The organism is Brevundimonas sp. EYE_349 (assembly GCF_023147505.1).
Classification (GTDB): Bacteria; Pseudomonadota; Alphaproteobacteria; order Caulobacterales; family Caulobacteraceae; genus Brevundimonas.
Genome location: NZ_JAHXPB010000002.1, coordinates 39639 through 59568 on the forward strand (window position 1 = coordinate 39639; position 19930 = coordinate 59568).

General features: G+C 68.3%; 12 protein-coding genes. 7 read left to right on the forward strand and 5 right to left on the reverse strand.

The window, feature by feature from the left end:
- Window positions 1-33: 33 nt before the first annotated feature.
- From KZX42_RS04005 to KZX42_RS04030, 6 genes are all read left to right on the forward strand, one after another.
- Window positions 34-1434: a glycosyl hydrolase 53 family protein gene (locus KZX42_RS04005; RefSeq protein WP_248117344.1), complete on the forward strand. Its 1401-nt coding sequence runs from the start codon at window positions 34-36 to the stop codon at window positions 1432-1434.
- 197 nt (window positions 1435-1631) lie between these two features.
- On the forward strand, window positions 1632-3467 hold the full coding sequence (locus KZX42_RS04010) for a Ca2+-dependent phosphoinositide-specific phospholipase C (protein ID WP_248117346.1): 1836 nt from the start codon (window positions 1632-1634) through the stop codon (window positions 3465-3467).
- A gap of 143 nt (window positions 3468-3610) precedes the next feature.
- On the forward strand, window positions 3611-6361 hold the full coding sequence (locus KZX42_RS04015) for a TonB-dependent receptor (protein ID WP_248117348.1): 2751 nt from the start codon (window positions 3611-3613) through the stop codon (window positions 6359-6361).
- A gap of 45 nt (window positions 6362-6406) precedes the next feature.
- On the forward strand, window positions 6407-6985 hold the full coding sequence (locus KZX42_RS04020; RefSeq protein WP_248117350.1) for an RNA polymerase sigma factor: 579 nt from the start codon (window positions 6407-6409) through the stop codon (window positions 6983-6985).
- Window positions 6986-7072: 87 nt separating this feature from the next.
- Window positions 7073-8071, forward strand: coding sequence for a FecR domain-containing protein (locus KZX42_RS04025; protein WP_248117352.1), 999 nt, complete (start codon window positions 7073-7075; stop codon window positions 8069-8071).
- Window positions 8072-8157: 86 nt separating this feature from the next.
- Window positions 8158-11166: a TonB-dependent receptor gene (locus KZX42_RS04030; protein ID WP_248117354.1), complete on the forward strand. Its 3009-nt coding sequence runs from the start codon at window positions 8158-8160 to the stop codon at window positions 11164-11166.
- A 239-nt stretch (window positions 11167-11405) separates the two neighbouring features.
- Here KZX42_RS04030 and KZX42_RS04035 read toward each other — a convergent pair whose 3' ends face one another.
- The 3 genes from KZX42_RS04035 to KZX42_RS04045 are packed head-to-tail and all read right to left on the reverse strand — an operon-like array spanning window position 11406 to window position 14637.
- Window positions 11406-12410, reverse strand: coding sequence for an ABC transporter ATP-binding protein (locus KZX42_RS04035; RefSeq protein ID WP_248117356.1), 1005 nt, complete (start codon window positions 12408-12410; stop codon window positions 11406-11408).
- Window positions 12410-13453 carry an iron ABC transporter permease gene (locus tag KZX42_RS04040; RefSeq protein WP_248117359.1) on the reverse strand — a complete coding sequence of 348 codons (1044 nt, stop codon included), beginning with the start codon at window positions 13451-13453 and terminating at the stop codon, window positions 12410-12412. The genes KZX42_RS04035 and KZX42_RS04040 overlap by 1 nt, the downstream gene beginning before the upstream one ends.
- A complete protein-coding gene (locus KZX42_RS04045; RefSeq protein WP_248117361.1) occupies window positions 13450-14637 on the reverse strand; it encodes an ABC transporter substrate-binding protein in 1188 nt (395 codons plus the stop codon). The genes KZX42_RS04040 and KZX42_RS04045 overlap by 4 nt, the downstream gene beginning before the upstream one ends.
- Window positions 14638-14741: 104 nt before the next feature.
- On the opposite strand from KZX42_RS04045, the gene KZX42_RS04050 reads away from it, so the two are divergent.
- Entirely contained in the window at window positions 14742-16817 is a 2076-nt protein-coding gene (locus KZX42_RS04050; RefSeq protein ID WP_248117362.1) for a TonB-dependent siderophore receptor, read from the forward strand.
- Window positions 16818-16945: 128 nt separating this feature from the next.
- Here KZX42_RS04050 and KZX42_RS04055 read toward each other — a convergent pair whose 3' ends face one another.
- Both KZX42_RS04055 and KZX42_RS04060 read right to left on the reverse strand, forming a co-directional pair.
- The gene (locus KZX42_RS04055) at window positions 16946-18643 is read right to left on the reverse strand and encodes a carboxylesterase family protein (RefSeq protein WP_248117364.1); all 1698 of its coding nucleotides are present in this window, start codon (window positions 18641-18643) and stop codon (window positions 16946-16948) included.
- The gene (locus KZX42_RS04060) at window positions 18640-19929 is read right to left on the reverse strand and encodes an MFS transporter (RefSeq protein ID WP_248118042.1); all 1290 of its coding nucleotides are present in this window, start codon (window positions 19927-19929) and stop codon (window positions 18640-18642) included. Before KZX42_RS04060 ends, KZX42_RS04055 begins: the two co-directional genes overlap by 4 nt.
- Window position 19930 lies beyond the last annotated feature (1 nt).

Genomic DNA, 19930 nt, shown 5'->3' on the forward strand with positions numbered 1-19930 from the left:
GCCTATGACCACCGGAGAACGACCATCCGTCGCTTGATTCTTCCTGCCCTCGTCGCCCTCCTCGCCCTGCCCGCGCAGGCCGAGGAGGCGCGCCAGCCGACGCCGCCTTTCTACTTTGGCGCCGACCTGTCCTATGTGAACGAAATGGAGGATTGCGGCGCCGTCTATCGCAAGGACGGTCAGGCCCGCGACCCCTACGCCCTGTTCGCCGAACTGGGCACGAACCTGGTGCGGGTGCGCCTCTGGCACAATGCGGAATGGACGAAGTACAGCGACCTGGACGATGTACGCCAGACGATCCGACGCGCCCGTGCGGCGGGCATGGAGGTGCTCCTAGACTTCCACTACTCGGACGACTGGGCCGACGGCGACAAACAGATCGTGCCCGCCGCCTGGCGGTCCATCCGCGACGACGCGCCCGCCCTGTCCAAGGCGGTGTACGATTACACCTTCCAGACCCTTCGCACGCTGGACGCCGAAGGCCTGATGCCCGATCAGGTCCAGGTCGGCAATGAAACCAATCCCGAACTGATGGGAGAGGCGGACTGGAAGACGACCCGTCCCGGCATCGACTGGCCGCGCAACGCCGCCCTGTTGAACGCCGGGATCAAGGCCGTGCGCGACGCCGGCGCCCAGTCGGCCATCCAGCCGCTCGTCATGCTCCACATCGCCCAGCCCGAAAATGTGGAGCCGTGGTTCGCGGCGGCCTGGGCGCACGGGGTGCGCGATTTCGACCTGATCGGCCTCAGCTACTATCGCAAATGGTCCACGCGCGATCTGGACGGCCTGGAGCAGACGATCAATCGCCTGCGGCATCGCTATCCGGCCGAGGTGGTGGTGGTCGAGACCGCCTATCCCTTCACCACCGACGCCGCCGACGCCTCGCCCAATCTGCTGGGCGCCGATTCTCTTCTGCCGGACTATCCCGCCACCTATGAAGGGCAGCGCCGCTACATGGTCGACCTGACCCAGCGGGTGAAGTTCGCCGGCGGCGTGGGCGTGGTCTATTGGGAGCCGGCCTGGGTCTCCACCCCCTGCTCGACCCGGTGGGGCCAGGGCTCCAACTGGGAGAATGCGACCTATTTCGACTGGCGGCGCGGCAACGAGGCGACCCCGGCGGCCAGCTTCGCCAAGGCGACCTATCGGGAGGCGGCGCCCCTGACCCTGACGCTGCGACGTCCCGCCGGCGCCACAGGCCCGCTCTGGCTATGGGGCGATTTCCTGGGCGCCAACGACATCGCCATCCGCCTGGCGCCCGACCCCCAGGACCCGACCCTCTATCGCTACACGACCACCGTCCAGCCGGACGCGACCCTGCGGTTCCAGGTCTATGACCGCCGCCCGTTCGATCGCGGCGTCCTTGGCGACGGCCAGTTGATCGAGGCGACGGTCACCGGCCAGGGCTTCAGCGCCAGTTACGTGGTCCAGCATTGATCGGGTATCGCTGCCGCACTCGGCCGGCACAGCCTTGACCTGACAGGTCCCGGCGAGCCGGCGTCCGGCTGGCTTTATTGATTTCCATCGCCTGGCCGGCAGGGCGCCCCCGCGTCACACGGCTGTTGAGGAGACGTGGTTCAGGATCGTTGTTGGAGGGACGCGCGATGTCTGGCGGCGTCCCACGGAGATCGATCATGAGCGCCCTTCTCGCCACCCTGTTTCTCGCCGCGACCGCCTGCGACCCGGCCGCGGCCGATGTGCGCGCGGCAGGGGGCGACGCCTGCGCCGCAGCCTGGATGGACCGGTCGTTGCGGATGAACGACATCGCCGCGGTCGGCGCCCACAACGCCTACAAGCTGGCCATTCCCGAGGCGGAACTGGCGGCGATGACGGCGGTCGATCCGCGCGCGGCGGGCCTGGATTACGCCCACCGGCCGCTCGTGGAACAGCTGGACGCCGGTGCGCGCCAGCTGGAGATCGACGTGCTGAACGATCCTCACGGCGGCCGCTACGCCCACCCTTTGTCGGCGCTGGGGCGGCCCGGCGCCGGCGCGCCGGTCGGCGCGGCCTTCCAGCAGGCGATGGCGCGGCCTGGATTCAAGGTGCTGCATAGGCCCGACGTGGATTTCCGCAGCAGTTGCCTGACCTTCGTCGTCTGTCTGACGCAGATTCGCGACTGGTCGGCGGCCCATCCCGATCACGCCCCCCTGCTGATCCTGCTGAACGCCAAGACGGGTGCGGCCTCGATGCCGGGCGGGGTTGCGCCGCTTAACTTCGACGCGACGGCCTGGGACGCCCTCGACGCCGAGATCCGCGCGGTGTTCGAGGCCGGACATCTGATCACGCCGGATCTGGTGCGCGGACGCCACGCCACCCTGCGCGAGGGTGTGATGGCCGGCGGATGGCCGACCCTGGGCGCCGCGCGCGGCAAGGTCTTCTTCGCCCTGGACGAAGCCCCGGAGAAGGTCGCCGCCTATGCGGCGGGCCGGCCGTCGCTGCAGGGCCGGGTCCTGTTCGTCAACACCGACGAGACCAGCCCCGCCGCCGCCTATCTGACGCTGAACGATCCGGTGGGCCAGCAGGCGCGCATCCGCGAAGCCGTGCGCCAGGGCTTCATCGTGCGGACCCGCGCCGACGCCGACACGGTGGAGGCCAGGACGGCCGATGTGTCGCGCCGCACCGCCGCCTTCGCCAGCGGGGCGCAATATGTGTCGACCGACTACTATTGGGCCGATCCGCGCTTCCCGACCTATGAGGTGCGCCTGCCCGGCGCAGAGGCGGCGGCCTGCAATCCGGTGCGGACGGCGGCGCGCTGCGACGGCCTGGCGGTCGAGATGGTGGCGCGCGCTCCCGTGCGCGGCTATCTGGCGCCGGCGGATCGGCCGGACCTGACGAGGGTTCTGGCCCCGCCGCCCGCGCCGGGATCGCCACGCGACCGCGCCAACGCCGAGGTGTTCCGCGAGACCCGCGCGCTGCAGGGCACGCCGCGCTGGGACCTGGCGACTGCGGACGTGTCTGGCGACAAATACGATCACTTCGCCCAGGCGCTGGGGGTGCGGCTGACGCCGGAGACGGCGCCGGTGCTGACCGCCCTGCTGGACCGTTCGGGAAATGACCGGTCGGTCGTCGGCGCGGCCAAGGATCATTGGGGGACCAAGCGGCCCTACCTCGGCACGGACCTGCCGATCTGCGAGGCCAAGAGCGATCATCTGGCGGGCAATCCCGACTATCCGTCCGGCCATTCGGCGCATGGGATGCATATCGCCATGATCCTGGCCGAACTGGCGCCCCAGCGGGCCGACGCCCTCTATGCGCGGGGTCGTGAGTTCGCCGAGAGCCGCTTCATCTGCGGCTCGCACACCTACAGCGCCGTGGAGGCGGGCATCCTGTCCGGGGCGGTGATCTATGGCGCCGAGCAGCGTTCGGATGTGTTCCGGCGCGACATGGAGGCGGCCCGCGCCGAGGTTCAGGCGGCGCTCTCAAAGGCCGGGATCGCGCCGGTTCGGGCCTCGAACGCGACAGCGCCGTGAACCTTGAATGAAATCGACTGTCACATGCTGAGGGGCCGTCCAGGCTTGTCGTTGAGGGCGTTAGATCGGCCGGCGTGAGACGCCACGGGGCCGGTCGGCGCGTCTCGCCACGAGGCGCGCCAGGCTCTCTGGGGGTAGTCCAAATGAAGAACCAAATCCTCGGCACGACGGCCCTGGTCGTCGCAGCCGCCACGCCGTTCGCCGCCTTCGCGCAGAGCGCGGCCCCGACGTCGTCCGACGTCGCCCAGGTGGACGAAATCGTCGTCACCGGCAGCTATCGCCGCAGCCTGGAGCAGGCCGTCGACATCAAGCGCAAGGGCGTCGGCTTCTCTGACTCCATCGTGGCGACCGACGTCGCCAACTTCCCGGAGCAGAACCTGGCCGAAGCGCTGCAGCGCATTCCCGGCGTGACCATCGAACGCAATCGCGGCCTGGGCCAGCGCGTGTCCGTGCGCGGCCTGCCCAGCGAGTTCACCTTCGTCACCATCAACGGCCTGGCGACCGCCTCGGGCAGCGGCGGCCGGGATGTCGAGTTCGACATCTTCGCCTCCGAGATCATCCAGCAGGTCACGGTGCAGAAATCGCCCCGCGCCGCGGACGAAGAAGGCGGCATCGCCGGATCGGTCAATATCTCGACCGCCCGCCCCTTCGACTACGAAGGTCGCCGCGTCGTGGCGTCCGCCGAGGGCGCCTACAACTCCATCTCCGAGAAGACCGATCCCAAACTGTCGTTCCTGGCCAGCGACACCTGGGGCGATTGGGGCGGTCTGGTGTCGTTCTCGAGCGCGCGCCGCACCAACCGGACGGACTCGGAATCGGGCATCAACTTCCGGCCGTTGACGCGCTTTCTGGCCACATCGACCGGCGCTCGGGGCGCCCAGGCCCAGGCCGTGCTGGCGCGCGACGCCGGCGTGGTGGTCCAGAACCGCGCCAACACCGCCGAGACCGACCGGATCATCTTCCAGGACAAGGTCGGCGACCGCGCCTATCTGAACACCCAGGACCAGTGGGGCGGCGCCGTGTCCCTCCAATACCGGCCGTCGTCCAACTTCAGCCTGGCGTTCGACGCCCTGATCGGCCGCTACGAGACCACCGAGGACCAGTATGACGCGGCGGCCTATTCGGCCTCCAGCCGTTCGACGCTGGAAACCATCCACGAGTTCGACAAGACCACCCTGGCCGAATACGGCATGGTGGTTCTGCGCGACGTCTCCTACACCGCCACCCAGCACGAGATGCTCTCCAAGGAGCAGATCAACGAGACCGACTATCGCCAGTTCGGGACCGAGCTGAACTGGAGCGGCGACAGCTGGAAGCTGCATGCCCTGGCCGGCTATTCCGGCGCCGAAAAGACGCTGGACTACGCCAACCTGAAACACGTCGCCTATGCGCCGTCGCGCACCCGCTGGACGGCCGACGGCGGCGAGACGATCAAGAGCGCCAACCCGGCCTCGATCGACATGTACAACAGCCCCGAACGCTATCTGTTCGAGGCCTATGAGACGACGCTGGAGCATATCCAGGACGACAAATACGCCGCCCAGGTGGACTTCACCAAATATCTGGGTCTCAACGTCTTCCCGGCCCTGACCAGCATCCAGATCGGCGCGCGCTATACGGACAAGTCCAAGCAACGCCAGTACGGCGAACTGAAGGTCCAAGGAACGGGTGCAGGCCGCGTCGACTATCTGAACAGGCCGATGTCGCAGAGCGAACTGACGCCCATCGACGATCTGGTGCCCGGCGGCCGCTTCCGTGTGCGGGACCTGAACTGGAGCCAGGTGCCGAACGACTACGCCCGGCGCACCTTCCGCTACGACGGCTTCTTCACGCCGTTCAACGTCGGCGACTATTACGAAGTGTCCGAGAAGGTGCTGGCCCTTTACGCCATGGCCGACCTGAACTTCGACATCGGCCCGGTGCCGGTCTCGGTCAACGGCGGGGCCCGCTACGTGGACACCTCCATCACCTCTGCGGGCTATCACCAGATCCAGAACCCGAACGGCTCGACTGGCTATACGTCCGATCCGGTCTCCAGCGACGGCGGTTACGACAAGGTGCTGCCCAGCGTGAACGTGACGGCGGAACTGACCGACAGCCTGATCTTCCGTGCCGCCGCGTCCGAAACCCTGATCCGCCCGGCCCTGACCGATCTGGCCTACAAACGCACGGCCAGCTTCAACTCGTTCCGGTTCACCGACGGCAACCCGAACCTGAAGCCGACCTACGCCAAACAGTGGGAAGTCGGGCTGGAGCAATATCTGGGCGACGGCGGCCTGTTGGCGGTTTCCTACTTCTGGAAGGAGATCGAGGGGGTGGTGCGCCAGGCCCTGACGGGCACGGTCCCGAACGTGACCAAATACAACGCCAACGGCACCATCGACGGCGTCTACACCTTCGACGTCTATCAACCGATCAACGAGCCAGGCTCCTACGAGGTCAGCGGGGTCGAACTGGTCGCCATCGTGCCGTTCGGACAGTTCTATGCGCCGCTGGAAGGGTTCGGGATCAACGCCAACTATACGGTGCTGGACAGTTCCCTTACCGGATCGTCCAAACTGGGCATTCCCACCCCGCCGGTCGGCCTGGCCGACAACGCCTACAACGTCACCCTGTTCTACGAGAACGCGAAGTTCCAGGCGCGGGCGTCCTATAACTACAAGGACAAGTACGTCGAGGGCATCGGCTACGAGATGTATCCGATCTGGCGCGAAGGTTATGGCCAGCTGGACATGTCGGCCAGCTACAATCTGACCGACAGGCTGCAGATCAATCTGGAAGGCATCAACGTCACCGACGAGGCGACCAAGGGCTATACGATGAACCCGTCCTTCCCCACGATGTACGAACGGTCGGGCCGCCGCATCAATCTGGGGCTTCGGCTGGAGTTCTGACGCACCTGTGCCCCCGACGTCGAACCCCGACCGCCGGGCGGGCGCGTGATCCCCGCGCGCTCGCCTCGCCGAGACGCTCCCTCCGCCGGAGGGGGCGTCTTTGCGCGTGCGCCGCAGGCTTCGGCTGCAAGCGAGATCGAACGGCTGCGCACCGACCTGATCGCCTATCTGCATCGCAGGACGCGCGGCGAAGCCGACGCCGAGGACCTGGTGCAGGAGGCGTTCGTCCGCTTTCATCGGACCGGCCACGACCTGTGCGCCGCCGATGCCCGGCCCCTGCTCTTCGTGATCGCGCGCAACCTTCAGCTGGACCGATGGAAGGCCGCCGGACGAGAGACCGCGCGGCGCAGTCCGCATGACATCAACGACCTGGTCGAAGGCCCGCAGGCCATCGCCAGCGAAACGCCCGACGCCGAGGACGGGCTGATACGGCGCCAGAACCTGGCCGCCGCCGCCGCCGTGATCCGCGCCCTGCCGCCCAGGACGCGCGACGCCTTTCTGCTGCATCGGTTCGAGGACCTGACCTATCGCCAGATCGCCGGTAGGCTGGGCGTCTCGGTCAGCATGGTCGAGAAACATATCGCCGAAGCGCTCCGTCAACTGAAGAAATCGCGGGATGACTGAGGTGTCGCGCATTCGGATCGTTGTAGGTTTCGAGAGGGGTCGCGACGGCGGACCTCGACGCCCTGCGAAGAGGAGACCGCAACGCCGATGCTGCAGCGCCTGAACATTCTGCTCGCGCGCCGTCCGCGGACGGCCGAGGCGTGGCTGGCCCGCATGGCGCGGCCGGGCGTCGGCGCGCGCGATCAGGCGGCCCTGCTGGCCTGGCTGGAGGCCGACCCCGATCACTTGCGCCAATATCGGCAGACCAAGGCGGATCAGGCCGCGCTGGAACCGTTGAAAGACGCCTTCGCCGACGACCTTGCGGCCCTGCGATCTGGCCATAGAAGACCGGCGGCGCGGCGTTCCGTCCTGAGCGGCGCTCTGGCCGGGGGCGTGATCGCAGCAGCGGTCGGCGCCGTGTTCGTGATCCCGATGATGACGTCCACGCCTGAGGCGCGGCTGTACGAAAGCGCGCCGGGCAGGATCACCGACATCGCCCTGGACGACGGATCGCGCATGACGCTGGACGCCGGGTCGGCCGTGCGCGTCGCCCTGGGACGCGACGCCAGACGCGCCACGCTGGAGCGCGGCGCCGCCTATTTCGACGTCGCCCACGATACACGGCGCCCCTTCCAGGTGGCGGTCGCGGACCGCCGCGTGATCGTGACCGGCACCCGGTTCGTGACGGCCCTGGCCGGCGACGCGGCTCAGGTGTCGCTGCTGCAAGGCCGGGTGGCCGTCTCCACGCGCGATGTCGGCGCCAAGGACGCGCTGAACGGCGCGCTGATTCTGTCGCCCGGCGAACGGGCGGACTTCCGCTGGGGACGGCCCGGCGTGCGCAAGGCGGACGCCGACGTGGACATGGCCACGGCTTGGCGCCAGCGGCGGTTGGTGTTCCAGGACGCGCCGCTTTCGCAGGTGATCGCGTCGGCGGCCCGTTATGGGGATCATCCGCTTATCCTGGCCGACCCGGCCCTGGGCCGCACGCGCGTCACACTGGTCGTGCCGCTGGAGGGTCTGCAGCCGCTGGAGCAGCGCCTGACCGCGCTTCTGCCCATTCGCATCGAGACCGCCGACGACGGGCGCCGGATCGTCAGGCGCGAATAGGCCCCGGCTCGATCCCACCGCTTCGCGGACTTGTCACGCGGCTGGGCTAAGGCCTTCGCGGTTCCTGTCTTGCCCGAGGCCCGCCGTTGAGATCGCTCGCTGCATCGCTGCCCGTCGGCGCGCGACGCAGCGACGGTCGGATACTGGCCGCGACCGGCCTCCTGCTTTCACTGGCGGCGACCCAGCCCGCCCAGGCCCAGACAGGACCTTCCGTCCAGACCTTCGACATCGACAGCCAGGCCGCGCCGTCCGCCCTGCTGCACCTTTGTCTTCAGGCGGGCTGCGAACTGGCCTTCGTCCAACCGCCGGGTCGAGAGATCCGCACCCGCGCCGTCCACGGCCGCATGAGCTGGCGCGCGGCGCTGGACGCCATGCTGCAGGGCACCGATCTGCGTTATCGGTTCGTCGGCGCGCGGGGCGTGCGGCTGTGGGTCGAGCCCCGGCGCCCAGACGTCAGACGCCCCGCCGCCACGCACCGCGCCGTCGCGCCCGTCGCCGCGACCGAGGTGGAGGCGGTCGAGGTCGTGGGGCGACTGTCGGACCAGATCGACCGCGCCCTGCGCCGCAAACGCGACGCCGACGTGATCTCCGACGGCGTATCGGCCGAACGGATCGGCGACCTGCCGTCCGCCAATCTGGCCGAGGCGTTGCAGCGCGTGCCGGGCGTAGCCATCGAACGCGAGGTCGGCGAGGGCCAGTTCGTCAGCGTGCGGGGCCTCGGCCCGCTGTTCCAGTCCGTGACCCTGAACGGCGCGCCGGTGGCGTTCAACGAGAACATCCGCAACTCGACCCAGAGCGGTCGCCAATTCCGCTTCCGCGCCCTGTCGGTGGACCTGCTGGCGGGGGCCAGACTGACCAAATCCGCCGCCGCCGACCTGCCCGACGGCGGCATCGGCTCCAACATCGACATCCAGACGCAGGGCGGGCTGGACGGCGCGCCCTTCCTGACGGCGCGGCTGGGCGCCGAGACCGTCGAGCGCCGGACCGATCTCGGGCCAGATGCATCCTTGGCCGGCCGCTGGGTGTCGCCCGGCGGCGCCTTCGGCCTGGTCGCGGGCCTGTCTCAGGAGGGACGGGCGGTGCGCTATGATCGCTTCCAGATCATGCGCTATGGCGAGCAGATGCTGGACGGGCGCATGATCGCCGTTCCGAACGATTTGCGAACCACGGTCGAGCAGGAGGATCGCCGCCGACGCAGCGCCTTCCTGGGGGCCGACTGGCAGGCCACACCGGGCGTTCGTCTCGACTTCGACGCCCTGGCGTCCACCTTCGACAACACCATACGGGAGGATCGGCTGGTCTTCGGCCTGGGCGAGCGACTGATGCGGCCGGGCGGCGCCGTTCAGATGCATGAGGGCGTGGTCGTGGCCGGGCGGGTCGTCGATGGTCGCATCGACAACAACACCGAGTTCTCAGACCAGTCGCACCTGAACCTGGCCGCCTCCATAGGCGCCGAAATCGAGCATGGCGACTGGCGCCTGGTCCCGCGCGTCAGCCTGTCCAGCGCCCAGTCGGTTCTGGAGACGCCTCTGGAACGGCTGTCGGTCCAGTCTCCCGAAGGCGTCGGATACGCCTTCGACCTGGCCGGCGCGGCGGATCGGCGGCAAGCTGCGTGGTTGACGACCGACTTCGACCTTCTGGACCCGTCACGGCTGACGCTGGCGCAGTTGGCGATCCGGGCGGTGGAGTCCCGCGACGACGACATGACCGCCGCTCTGGACGTGCGGCGTCTGTTGGACCGGGGATCGGGTCCGCTGCGATTCACCGGCCTGCGTCTGGGAACACAGTGGGGCCGACGCAGCCGCGACTATCAACGTCGCGATCGCCGCGCCGTCTTGCGAAACGAGGCGGACGGGATCGTCGGACTGTTTGATGCGACCGTTGCCGCCGATGTCTTTTCGGATCTGGTCGGCGCGCGTCCCGGCCCCTGGATCGTCAGCGACTTCGCGCGGGTGCGGGCGGCGTTCGCCACGCCGGACGCGCGGGCGGACGTGGTGTTCCGCCCCGGCGATCTGGTCGCGACCGGCACGGACCTGCAGAACAGCTATGGCGTCCAGGAGCGGGTCGACGCCGCCTACGCCCGGCTCGACTTCGAGGGATCGGGTGCGGGGCTGGTCTGGTCCGGCAATGCGGGGCTCCGGCTGGTGCGCGCCCGCACCCACGTCGAGGGCGCGCGCATGATCGAAGCTCAGGGGCGGGCCGAAGTGCGGCCGGTCGCCCACGACAGCTGCGACACCCGGCTTTTGCCGAGCCTGAACCTGGCGGCGGATATGGGCGACGGCCGTACGCTGCGGCTGGCGGCGTCGCGCAGCCTCACGCGCCCGTCCCTGGCCGATCTGCGCGCCTCCACCGTGCCGGCCAGCGTTCTGATCTCGGCCATCTCGGTCCGCGGTCAGGCGGCTGTCGATCGTCCAGAACCGGGGGTGATCTTCAGCGGCGTCGGCGGCAACCCCGCGCTGACGCCCTATCTCGCGACCAGCCTCGACCTGTCCTATGAGATCACCGGTCGCCGGACCAGTTTCAGCGTGGCCGTCTTCCACAAGACCATCGACGACTTCATCCAGGCCGAAGCGGCGACCGAGACCTTGGTCTTCGAAACCAGGACCGGCGTCGCAGTCCACGCCGACGTCCTGATGTCACGGCCGCGAAACGTCGGCCGCGCCCGGATCGACGGAGTGGAGATGGGAGTGCACCAGCGTCTGGCGGGGGGCCTCGGCGTCTGGGCCAACGCGACCTGGACCCACAGCCGGCTTGCGGGCGGCGAGCGGCTGACGGGCGTGTCCGACCTGGCGTGGTCCATCAATCCCTATCTGGAGCGCGGCCCCCTGGCGGTAAACCTGTCATGGTCATGGCGATCGGCCTTCCGATCCGAGGCGGACCTTCAGGGGGGCGGCGTCTCGGCCTTCGTCATCGGGCCGGCCGGCTATATGGACGCTCAGGCGACCTACCGGATCGATCAGCGGACACGACTGTCCATCGCGGCGACCAACCTGACGGACACGCGCGACCTCGCCTACGAAGGCTCTGCGGCGCGTCTGCTTCAACTCGGTTCGGCGGGCCGACAGTTTTCCCTCGGGCTGGAATTCAACTGGTAGCTTTCCTCCGGCGTGAAAGCGGCGCTCGCACCGTCACCCATCGCAAGGCGCGCCGTGTGGCGGCCGACCTCGCCAATGATCTGATCGCCGTTCGATGATGCGCCGCCGCCGAACTTGCAGGACGTTGACGGGTTGCTGGCCAAGCGCGGCCCTGAAGGCGAGGTCCGCGACGGATTTCACCCCTTACGGACCTTCAAAGCGGCCCAGCGAACCTCGCCTTCGTCTGCAGAGCCTTCACCTCACATTGCGGCGTCCGCACCGACCTTGCTGAGATCCGCCGGATTGCGATGGTCGATGGCTCGGACGAGGTCCCTGATGAAGGGATGGCGCGCCCCATCAAACACAAAACCGTCCGCCGCGCGGCGGATGACGACAGCCGCGCCCCGTTCACTCGCGACGCGGGCGAAGCCGATGCGTTCGACAGCCCTCTGAAGCCATATTGACGCGGCGCCTTCTGCGTCGATGAAGGCCGTCCCGCGGGCGCTGCCCCGCGTTTCGAAACGGCCGCTCGTCAGCGAGAACGCCAGATTGGCCTGATCGAAAGCCTCGCCGATCGCGCCCGAGAGGGCGACATCCTCGGGCGCGCCGTCGATGAAGCGGCCTTCACCGGGCAACAGCCAGATCCGGTCGGCGGCATTGAGCGACAGCTCCAGATCGTGGCTGGACAAGATGATCGAGACGCCGGTCTCACGGGCGATCCGACGCAGGGTCGCCGTGATGGTCACCCGACTGGGCAGGTCCAGAAAGGCGGTGATCTCGTCCAGCAGCATGACCTGTGGGCGCTGCGCCAGGGCTCTCGCGATCATGACCCGCTGGCGCTCCCCGTCCGAGAGACTGTCGACGAACCGGTCGCGAAGATGTTCGCCCTCGACCTGCTTCAAGGCGCTCTCGCAAATCTCTCGATCCTCGTGCGAAAGCGCGCCGGTCCAACCTGTGTAGGGCTGACGGCCCATCTCCACCAGTTCGTGGACCCGCAGCGCGCCGACCTGGGGCCGGTCGGTCAGAACCACGGCGACCTTGCGCGCTCGCTCGGCGGCGGGCCATTGGCGCACCGGCCGCCCGTCGAGGCGGACCTCGCCGTCGACAGCGGGGATGAAGCCCGCCAGCGTCCGCAACAGGGTCGACTTGCCCTGACCGTTTCGTCCCAGCAGGCAGATGAATTCGCCGGGTTCGACGACGACCCGTTCAAGCGTCGACAGGACGTTTCGCCCATAGCCGATCCGCAGAGCATCTATCGCGTACATCAGCCCTCTCCGCCGCGAAGACTGCGCGACTTCAGCAACAGCAGGATCACCAGCGGCGCGCCGATCAGCGCCAGAATGGCGTTGAGATGCAGGAAGTGCTGCTCCCACGGCAGATGAACCACCAGATCCGCCGCCAGGGCCAGCAGCGCTCCGATCAGGGCGGTCGCCGGAATCAGGGCGCCGATCCGCGCCGAACCGATCAGGCCGCGCGCCAGATGCGGCACGATCAGGCCCACGAAGGCCACGGGGCCGCAGAAGGCGGTCACGGGCGCCGCCAGCAGTATGGTCGTCCCCAGCACCAGCCGGCGAAGGCGCGGCACGTTCACCCCCAGGCTCTCGGCATAGACATCGCCCAGCAGAAGCGCGGTCAGAGGCTTGGCCAGCACCACGGCGCCGACCAGACCGAGCACCGACAGCGGCGCCAAGGTGACGAAGTCGCCCCAAACCACATTGGCGAAGGTGGCGTCGTTCCAGGCCTCGAAAATCCGTCCCTGGCTGCGGTTGGTGAAGTGCAGCAAGACGCTGATCAGGCCCTGGGCCAGAAAGCCCAGCATGAGGCCCAGGACCAGCAGGGTGACGGCCCCGACGCGGCGCGCCATGGCGCTCATGGCCATCGCCACGCCGAGCGTGCCCAGGACCGACCCGGCCACGACGCCCAGGCCCGCGAACCCGGTGAGAACCATCAGAAAGCCGGGCCCGACGACCGCGCCAGCCACGATGACCAGGGCGGCGCCGAACTGCCCCCCCGCCATCAGGCCCAACGACCAGGCGTCCGCCAGCGGATTGCGGAAAAGCGTCTGCATCAAAAGCCCGGCCAGGCCCAGGGCCGCGCCGCCGATCACGGCCGCCAGGACCCGGGGCAGGCGAAGATCGACGACGATGCGCGTCTCCATCGATCCCGATCCGATGGCGCCGAGACCGGACAGGACCTCGCCGGGGCTCAGCATCACCTGACCGATCATAAGGCTGGCCAGGATCGCGAGCAGGAGAACCAGGGCCAGAGCCCCTGCGATGAGCGCGGGCCGCGCGAAAACCAGGGTCATTTGTAGACGCCGCGAGCGATGGGTTTGAGGAAGCGGAAGGGTTCGCTGACCAGGTCCGGATGCAGCGCCTTGACGAAGTCGGTCAGGACCCAGTCGGGGCGGACAAAGGCGGTCTGGTACCAGTCATAGGCGTTGGCTGACAGATTGCTGCGCCCTGTGTTGGCGAACAGCCGGTCGGCGCGGAACGCCGGCGAGACGCTCTCCACCACGGTGCTGCGCGGCGGGGCCGCGTGCAGGTCGCCGACGATCCAGACCTGGGCCTGATCCGCCACCGGCAGGATTTGTTCGGTCGCCAGGGTTTCCGAAGACCATTTGCGCGGGTCTTCCGGGCGGAGCAGCAGGTTGCGGCCCCCGGCGTCGGCCAGATACGCCTGCTCGGCTCCACGAACGGTGGCGACCCAGCGATCGCCGCCGGCGGGATAGGCCCACAGCATCGGCACGGCGGGACGCAGGGCCGCCGCCGTCTTCAGCGCCTCGACCTTCGCCTCGATCTGGCCGAACAGACGCTCGGCCTCGGCCTCCCGCCCGGTCAGCAATCCATGCAGCCGAATCCATTCCGCCCTTCCCAGATAGGTGGGCTCGTCCTCTGCGAAGGTCGGCGCCACGATCACACCCAGACGTCGGGCCCGATCAAGCACGGGCGTATGGGCCAGGTCGGACAGGCGCATCAGGAAGACGTCCGGCCGGGCGGCCAGCAGCACGTCCAGATTGGGCGGGGCGTGCCAGTTATAGCCGATCTGGCCAATGCGGCCCTCCATGACGCCGCGCCGGACATCGTCGTCGAAAGACACCCGACCGCCCACCGCCACAAGCCGGTCCTTGACGCCGAGTTGGCCCAGGAAGGCCTCGTCTGAACTGGCGTTGGCGGCGATCCGCATCACAGGCGTCCGGATCAGGGTGGCGTCCCGCAACGCGGGGGGCAAGCGCGGCTCGACGCCCTCGCGCGGCGCCAGAACCAACACGGCCTCCTGCTCCTGCGCCTGGCCGCCGCTCTGATCCGCCACGGGCGCCCGTAGCCGCGCCACCGTGTAGCCGTCGTGCCGCTGCAGCTTGAGATAGCGCGCATGTTTGAGCGGTATCGGCGTTCCACCGGCGCGCCCCGTCTCAGACCCCGCGCCTTGGCCGTCCGAACAGGCCGACAGCGCCGATGCGCCGGCGGCCAGCAGGAATGATCGTCTCAGCATGTCTGCCGCCCCTGTCCGGTGTGGGACAGGAAAAATCAGTCCCCAGGGGTGACTAAACGCAATGTTATAGCATAACAAGCCCGGCCATTTCGTCCGGGGGACCCATGAAATCGCTGCTCGCCACCGCCAGCCTCGCCGCCCTTTTCGCCACGCCGGCCTTGGCCCAGGAAGCGCCGATCGTCACGGCTGAAGACGACGCCGTCGAGCTGGACGCCATCACGGTCTTCGGCCGCCCGCTGGGTCGCGTTCCCGGCGAGACCGCGACCAAGACGGGCGCGCCGGTTCTGGAGACGCCGTTCACGATCAATATCGTGTCGCGCGAACTGCTGGATCTGCGAAACGTCTCCAATATCGGCGAGGCGGCCGAGACGGTCAGCGGGGTCCAGCGGACCATTGGATTCTCGGGCAATCAGCGTTTCCGCATTCGCGGTTTTCAGAACATCTCGACCCTGCGCGACGGCTTCCGCCAGGCGGTGAGCCAGCCCGAGATCGACCTGCAGGGCGTCGAGAGCATTGAGGTGTTGAAAGGCCCCGCATCCGCCCTCTATGGACGCTTCGAGCCTGGCGGCGTCGTCAACTTCGTCTCCAAACGCCCCTATGGCGGGTCGGGCGGCGAGGCCTTCGTCGTCGGCGGGTCGAACGACTACTGGCGCGGCGGTCTGGATGTGAACGCGCCGATCACCGCCGACGGCAGGCTGCTGGCCCGCCTGAACGTCGGTTATGAGAACGCGGACAGCTATCGCGATCTGGTGGACAACGCGCAGTTCTACATCTCGCCGGTGGTGGAATGGCGTCCCGACGCCGACACCAACCTTCTGGCCCGGTTGGAGTATCTGAAGCGCGACGCCGCCTTCGACCGCGGCTTCGGCGCCAACGCCGCATTCCTCGATCAGCCGGTCAGCCGCAACTACGGCGAGGACTTCATGCGGATAAAGAAGGAGCAGTGGGTCGCCGGCCTGGAGTTCAACCGCCGCCTGAACGCCGACTGGCGCCTGCGGCTGGGCGGCTTCGTTTCTGCGGTGGACGTGCCCGAGGAGCAGTTCTTCAACTACGGCTTCCCGCCCCTGTCCGGCACGACCGTGAACCGCAGCTTCGTCAGCTATGACGAAACCCAGGATGATCTGACGCTCCAGGCCGAGCTTTACGGCCGGATCGTCACCGGCCCGCTGGCCCACCGCCTGCTGATCGGCCTCGATCACAGCCGGGACGCCCTATCCTACCTCAACGGTCAGATCGCCTATGGCCAGCCGATCGACCTGCTCAATCCCATCCGCACGGGCCGCCCGACCAGCTATCTGCCGGTCGGCGACAGCCATTACGAATACACCTCGACCGGCCTTTATGTTCAGGATGAGATCGCCTGGAACAACTGGCGCCTGTTGCTGGGCGGACGGCTGGAGGAGGTTCGGACCTACGCCTTCACCGCCGACTTGCTCGACCCGGGCGTGAGCCGCACCGATCGGCCTTTCTCGCCGCGCGCCGGCCTGACGTATCTGGTCACGCCGGACTGGTCGATCTACGGCAGTTGGGCTCGATCCTCGCGCAACGAAGGGGACGCCGGCCTGCTCGATAGCGGCCTGACGCCCAAGCCCACCCGAGGCGAGCAGTTCGAGATCGGCACAAAGGCCCTGGCCTTCGATGGCCGGGCCGAACTCACCCTTTCGGCTTTCGAGATCACCAAGACCGACGCCGTCGTGGCCGACCCCATCGACTTCAACCTGGTCATCCAGGCTGGCGAGATCCGCGTGCGCGGCGTCGAGGCGGGAGTGTCGGCGCGACCGCTCGATCCGTGGACCATCGTCGCCTCCTACGCCTACAGCGACAGCGAGATCGTCGAGGACACCAACAGCTTCATCATCGGCAACCGGCTCGCCGGCGTCCCGGACCATCAGGCGGCCCTGTGGACCTCCTGGGCTTTCGATGGCGCGCTTGAAGGTCTGACCCTGGGCGGCGGCGTCTTCCACGCCTCCAGCCAGGCGGCGACCACCAGCAACACCCTCGATCTGCCGGCCTATACGCGGTTGGACCTCAACGCCGCCTATGGGTTCGGCGACGGCTATGAGGTTCGGCTGAACCTCGACAACGTCACCGACGAGACCATCTTCATCACCGGCGGCTTCTCTCAAATCTATCCGCAGGCGCCCCGCGCCGCGCGCCTGACGCTGAGCAAGCGGTGGTAGAATGCGGGTCGTCCGCCCTCCAGCCTGACGCCTACAAGTCTCGAACCGGCGTGAGCCGCGAACGCGGCGACTTGATCGCCAAGACGGCTGGCTGAAAAGGCCGCCGACACCGTCAGCACCGGGACGATTCAGGAAGCGTCGCCCATCTCCTGGCGACAGGCGGCGGCTGGCGTCAGCACGGGGGACGCCAGGCCCGTATTCCAGTTCCAGGGCTGGCCGCCGTTGGCGCGGCGACGGCACATGGCCTGTTCGTGCAAGGCGAACATGCCAGGCGACAGATGGGTCGCGGCCTTGGGCGCTGTCTGGATGAGAAGATAGTCGGCGTCGTCGCCATAGGCGGGCCATGTGGCGTCGGCGGCCCGCCCCGGCGCGCCGGAACGGGCGAAGCGGGTCCAATAGGCGATCATGGTGTCTGAGAGGGCCGTCTCCTGGGCCGTGTCGGGAATCTTTGGCCACAGGGGCGGCGTGCGGTTCAGCCGTCCGAACATATAGGGCAGTTCGCTGGCGTGGAAGGCGTGCAGGCCCGCCGCATCGGCCGCTGGATAGCCGTGGTCGAAAGCGTAGAGGAACGACGGGCGGCCCAGCGCGGTCTGCGATCGGACGAGCCGTTCAGAGGTCCAGCCGTAGAGGGCGTCGCGGGTCGTCGCCAGAATGCTCTCTCCCATGTCGGACGCCGGATAGAGGGTCAGGAAGGCCTCGGACAGATCGCCATAGCGCTCGCGGATGATCCGCTCGTACTCGGCGGGCGACGACGGCGTCGGCGGGGCCAGCATCTTCAGCGAGCGGATTTCGCCGCTGTTGAACCCGGCCAGGATCGGGACCGGCGCCTGTTCGCCGCGATCGAACGCATCGACCAGCTGACGGGGCAGGATCTGACCATCCACCACGGCGAAGGGCGAGAAGCCCGCCACAGCGGCGGCGTCGGTCAGGGCTTGGGCGTCCATGGACCGCAGCACGCGGGCGCTGGGGGCCTGAAGGGTTCGGGCCAGCCGCGCGCCCGCATCCTCAGCCGAAGGCGCGCCATATCGGGCCGTCTTAAGCTCGGGCGTGGAGATCATATAGGCGCTCTGCGCGATGGCCTTGGCGAACAGGCCGCGCGCGGGCGGTGACGCCATCAGATAGACGACGCTGAGCCCGCCGGCCGATTCACCGGCGATTGTGACGTTCTGCGGATCGCCGCCAAAGGCCGCGATGTTGCGCTGGACCCACCGAAGGGCCTCGATCTGGTCCATCAGCCCATAGTTGCCGGACAGGCCTTGAGGTGATTCCGCGCTGAGCGCCGGATGGGCCAGATAGCCCAGGACGCCCAGTCGATAGTTGATCGACACCACCACCACGCCTTCTGACGCCAGGCGCGCGCCGTCATACAGGGTCTCGCGGCTCGACCCGGTGACCAGGGCGCCCCCGTGGATCCAGACGATGACCGGGGCCTTTTGCGCATCGGCTGGCGACCAGACGTTCAGCGTCAGACAGTCCTCGCTGGTTCGGCCCAGGTCCGAGGAATAGATCGTCTGCACGCGCGGCGTCGGCTGGACGCAGGCCGGGCCGAAGTCGCGGGCGTCGCGCACGCCAGTCCAGCGCGGCGCGGCGACGGGCGGACGCCAGCGGCCCTGCCCTACCGGGGGCACGGCGTAGGGCACGCCCTTGAAGGCGCGAATTCCGTCAGCCGTCACGCCAGACAGGTCTCCGGCCGGGGCGTGGACCACCGCCCGCTCCGGCGGGCTGGCGACGAGCGACGACGCGACCGCGCCGGAGGCGCAGAGACCGAGGGCGGCCGCCAGGCCGAGGGCGGTGCGGCGCGCCAATGTTGCGATCCTGCGGCTCATTGGGAAACCTCCGTAGGGGTGCGGCGGCCCAGCACACGCGCGAGCCACAGGAACAGGCCGATAGCCAGAAGATAGAAGGGCACAAGCGTATAGAGGGCCATCTGCAGCGAATGATCCGGGTGGCTGGCGCGGAAGAAGTCGCTGGCCGCCCCGACATAGGTCGGCCCCAGGCCCAGGCCAATGAAGTTCATCACCAGCAGCAACAGGGCGCCCGACATGACCCGCTGATTGGGCCGGACCTCGGCCTGGACCAGGGCGACAGACGACGACAGGTAGAAATAGTTCAGGAAGGTCGGGCCGGTCAGGAAGGCCAGAGCCAGGGGCCAGGTCGGCGCCCAGACGAAGGCGCAATAGAAGGGAATGGCCAGAACCAGCGACAGGGCCGGCACGAGGCCATAGGCGCGCTTTGACCGGCGGGTGAAGCGGTCGATGGCCCAGCCCGAACAGAAGATGCCCGCGCTCATCCCCACGCCCACGACCAGGGCGTACCAAACGGCGACGTCGGCCAGCGCCATGCCTTTTTCCCGCATCAGAAACAGGGTGGCGAAGTTGCCCAGCCCATAGGTGATGAACTGGGTCGCGCCGCTGCCGAAGGAGGCCAGGAGCAGGGCCGGATTGGTGAAGAACATCTTCAGCGTCTCCAGAAAACCCGCCTTGTGCTGCACGGCGCCCACGGCCAGCCCATCCAGCCCGCCACGCCGGGGTTCGCGCACCGCGAAGACAACCGCGATCGCCGCCACGATCCCAACCGCGCCCACCACCAGGAAGGCGTCACGCCAGCTGAAGGCGGCGGCGATCGAGGCGCCGAAGGCGATGCCCAAGGCCGCGCCGATGGGCGGCCCCAGATTATAGAGCCCCAAGGCCATCCCGCGCCGATGCGGCGGGAAATAATCGGCGATGATGGCGTAGGACGGGGGCACCCCGCCCGCCTCGCCGAACCCCACCGTCATGCGCGCCACGGCCAGCTGCGTATAGGTTCGCGACAGGCCGCACGCCACGGTCGCCGCGCTCCAGATGCCGCAGGCGATGGCCAGGACGCGCACCCGATTGGTCCGGTCGGCCAGCCATCCGACCGGGATGGCGATAAAGCAGTAGAACATCGCGAAATAGAGCCCGCCCAGCAGGCCCAACTGACTGTCGGTGATCTGCAGACTGTCCTGGATCGGCTTGGCCAGGATGGACAGCAGCTGTCGGTCCAGGAAGTTCAGCACATAGATGAACCACAGCGCGCCGAGCGCCACCCAGGCGCGCGCCCCGACCCCCTGGCCCGGCGGCGCAGCCGTCATC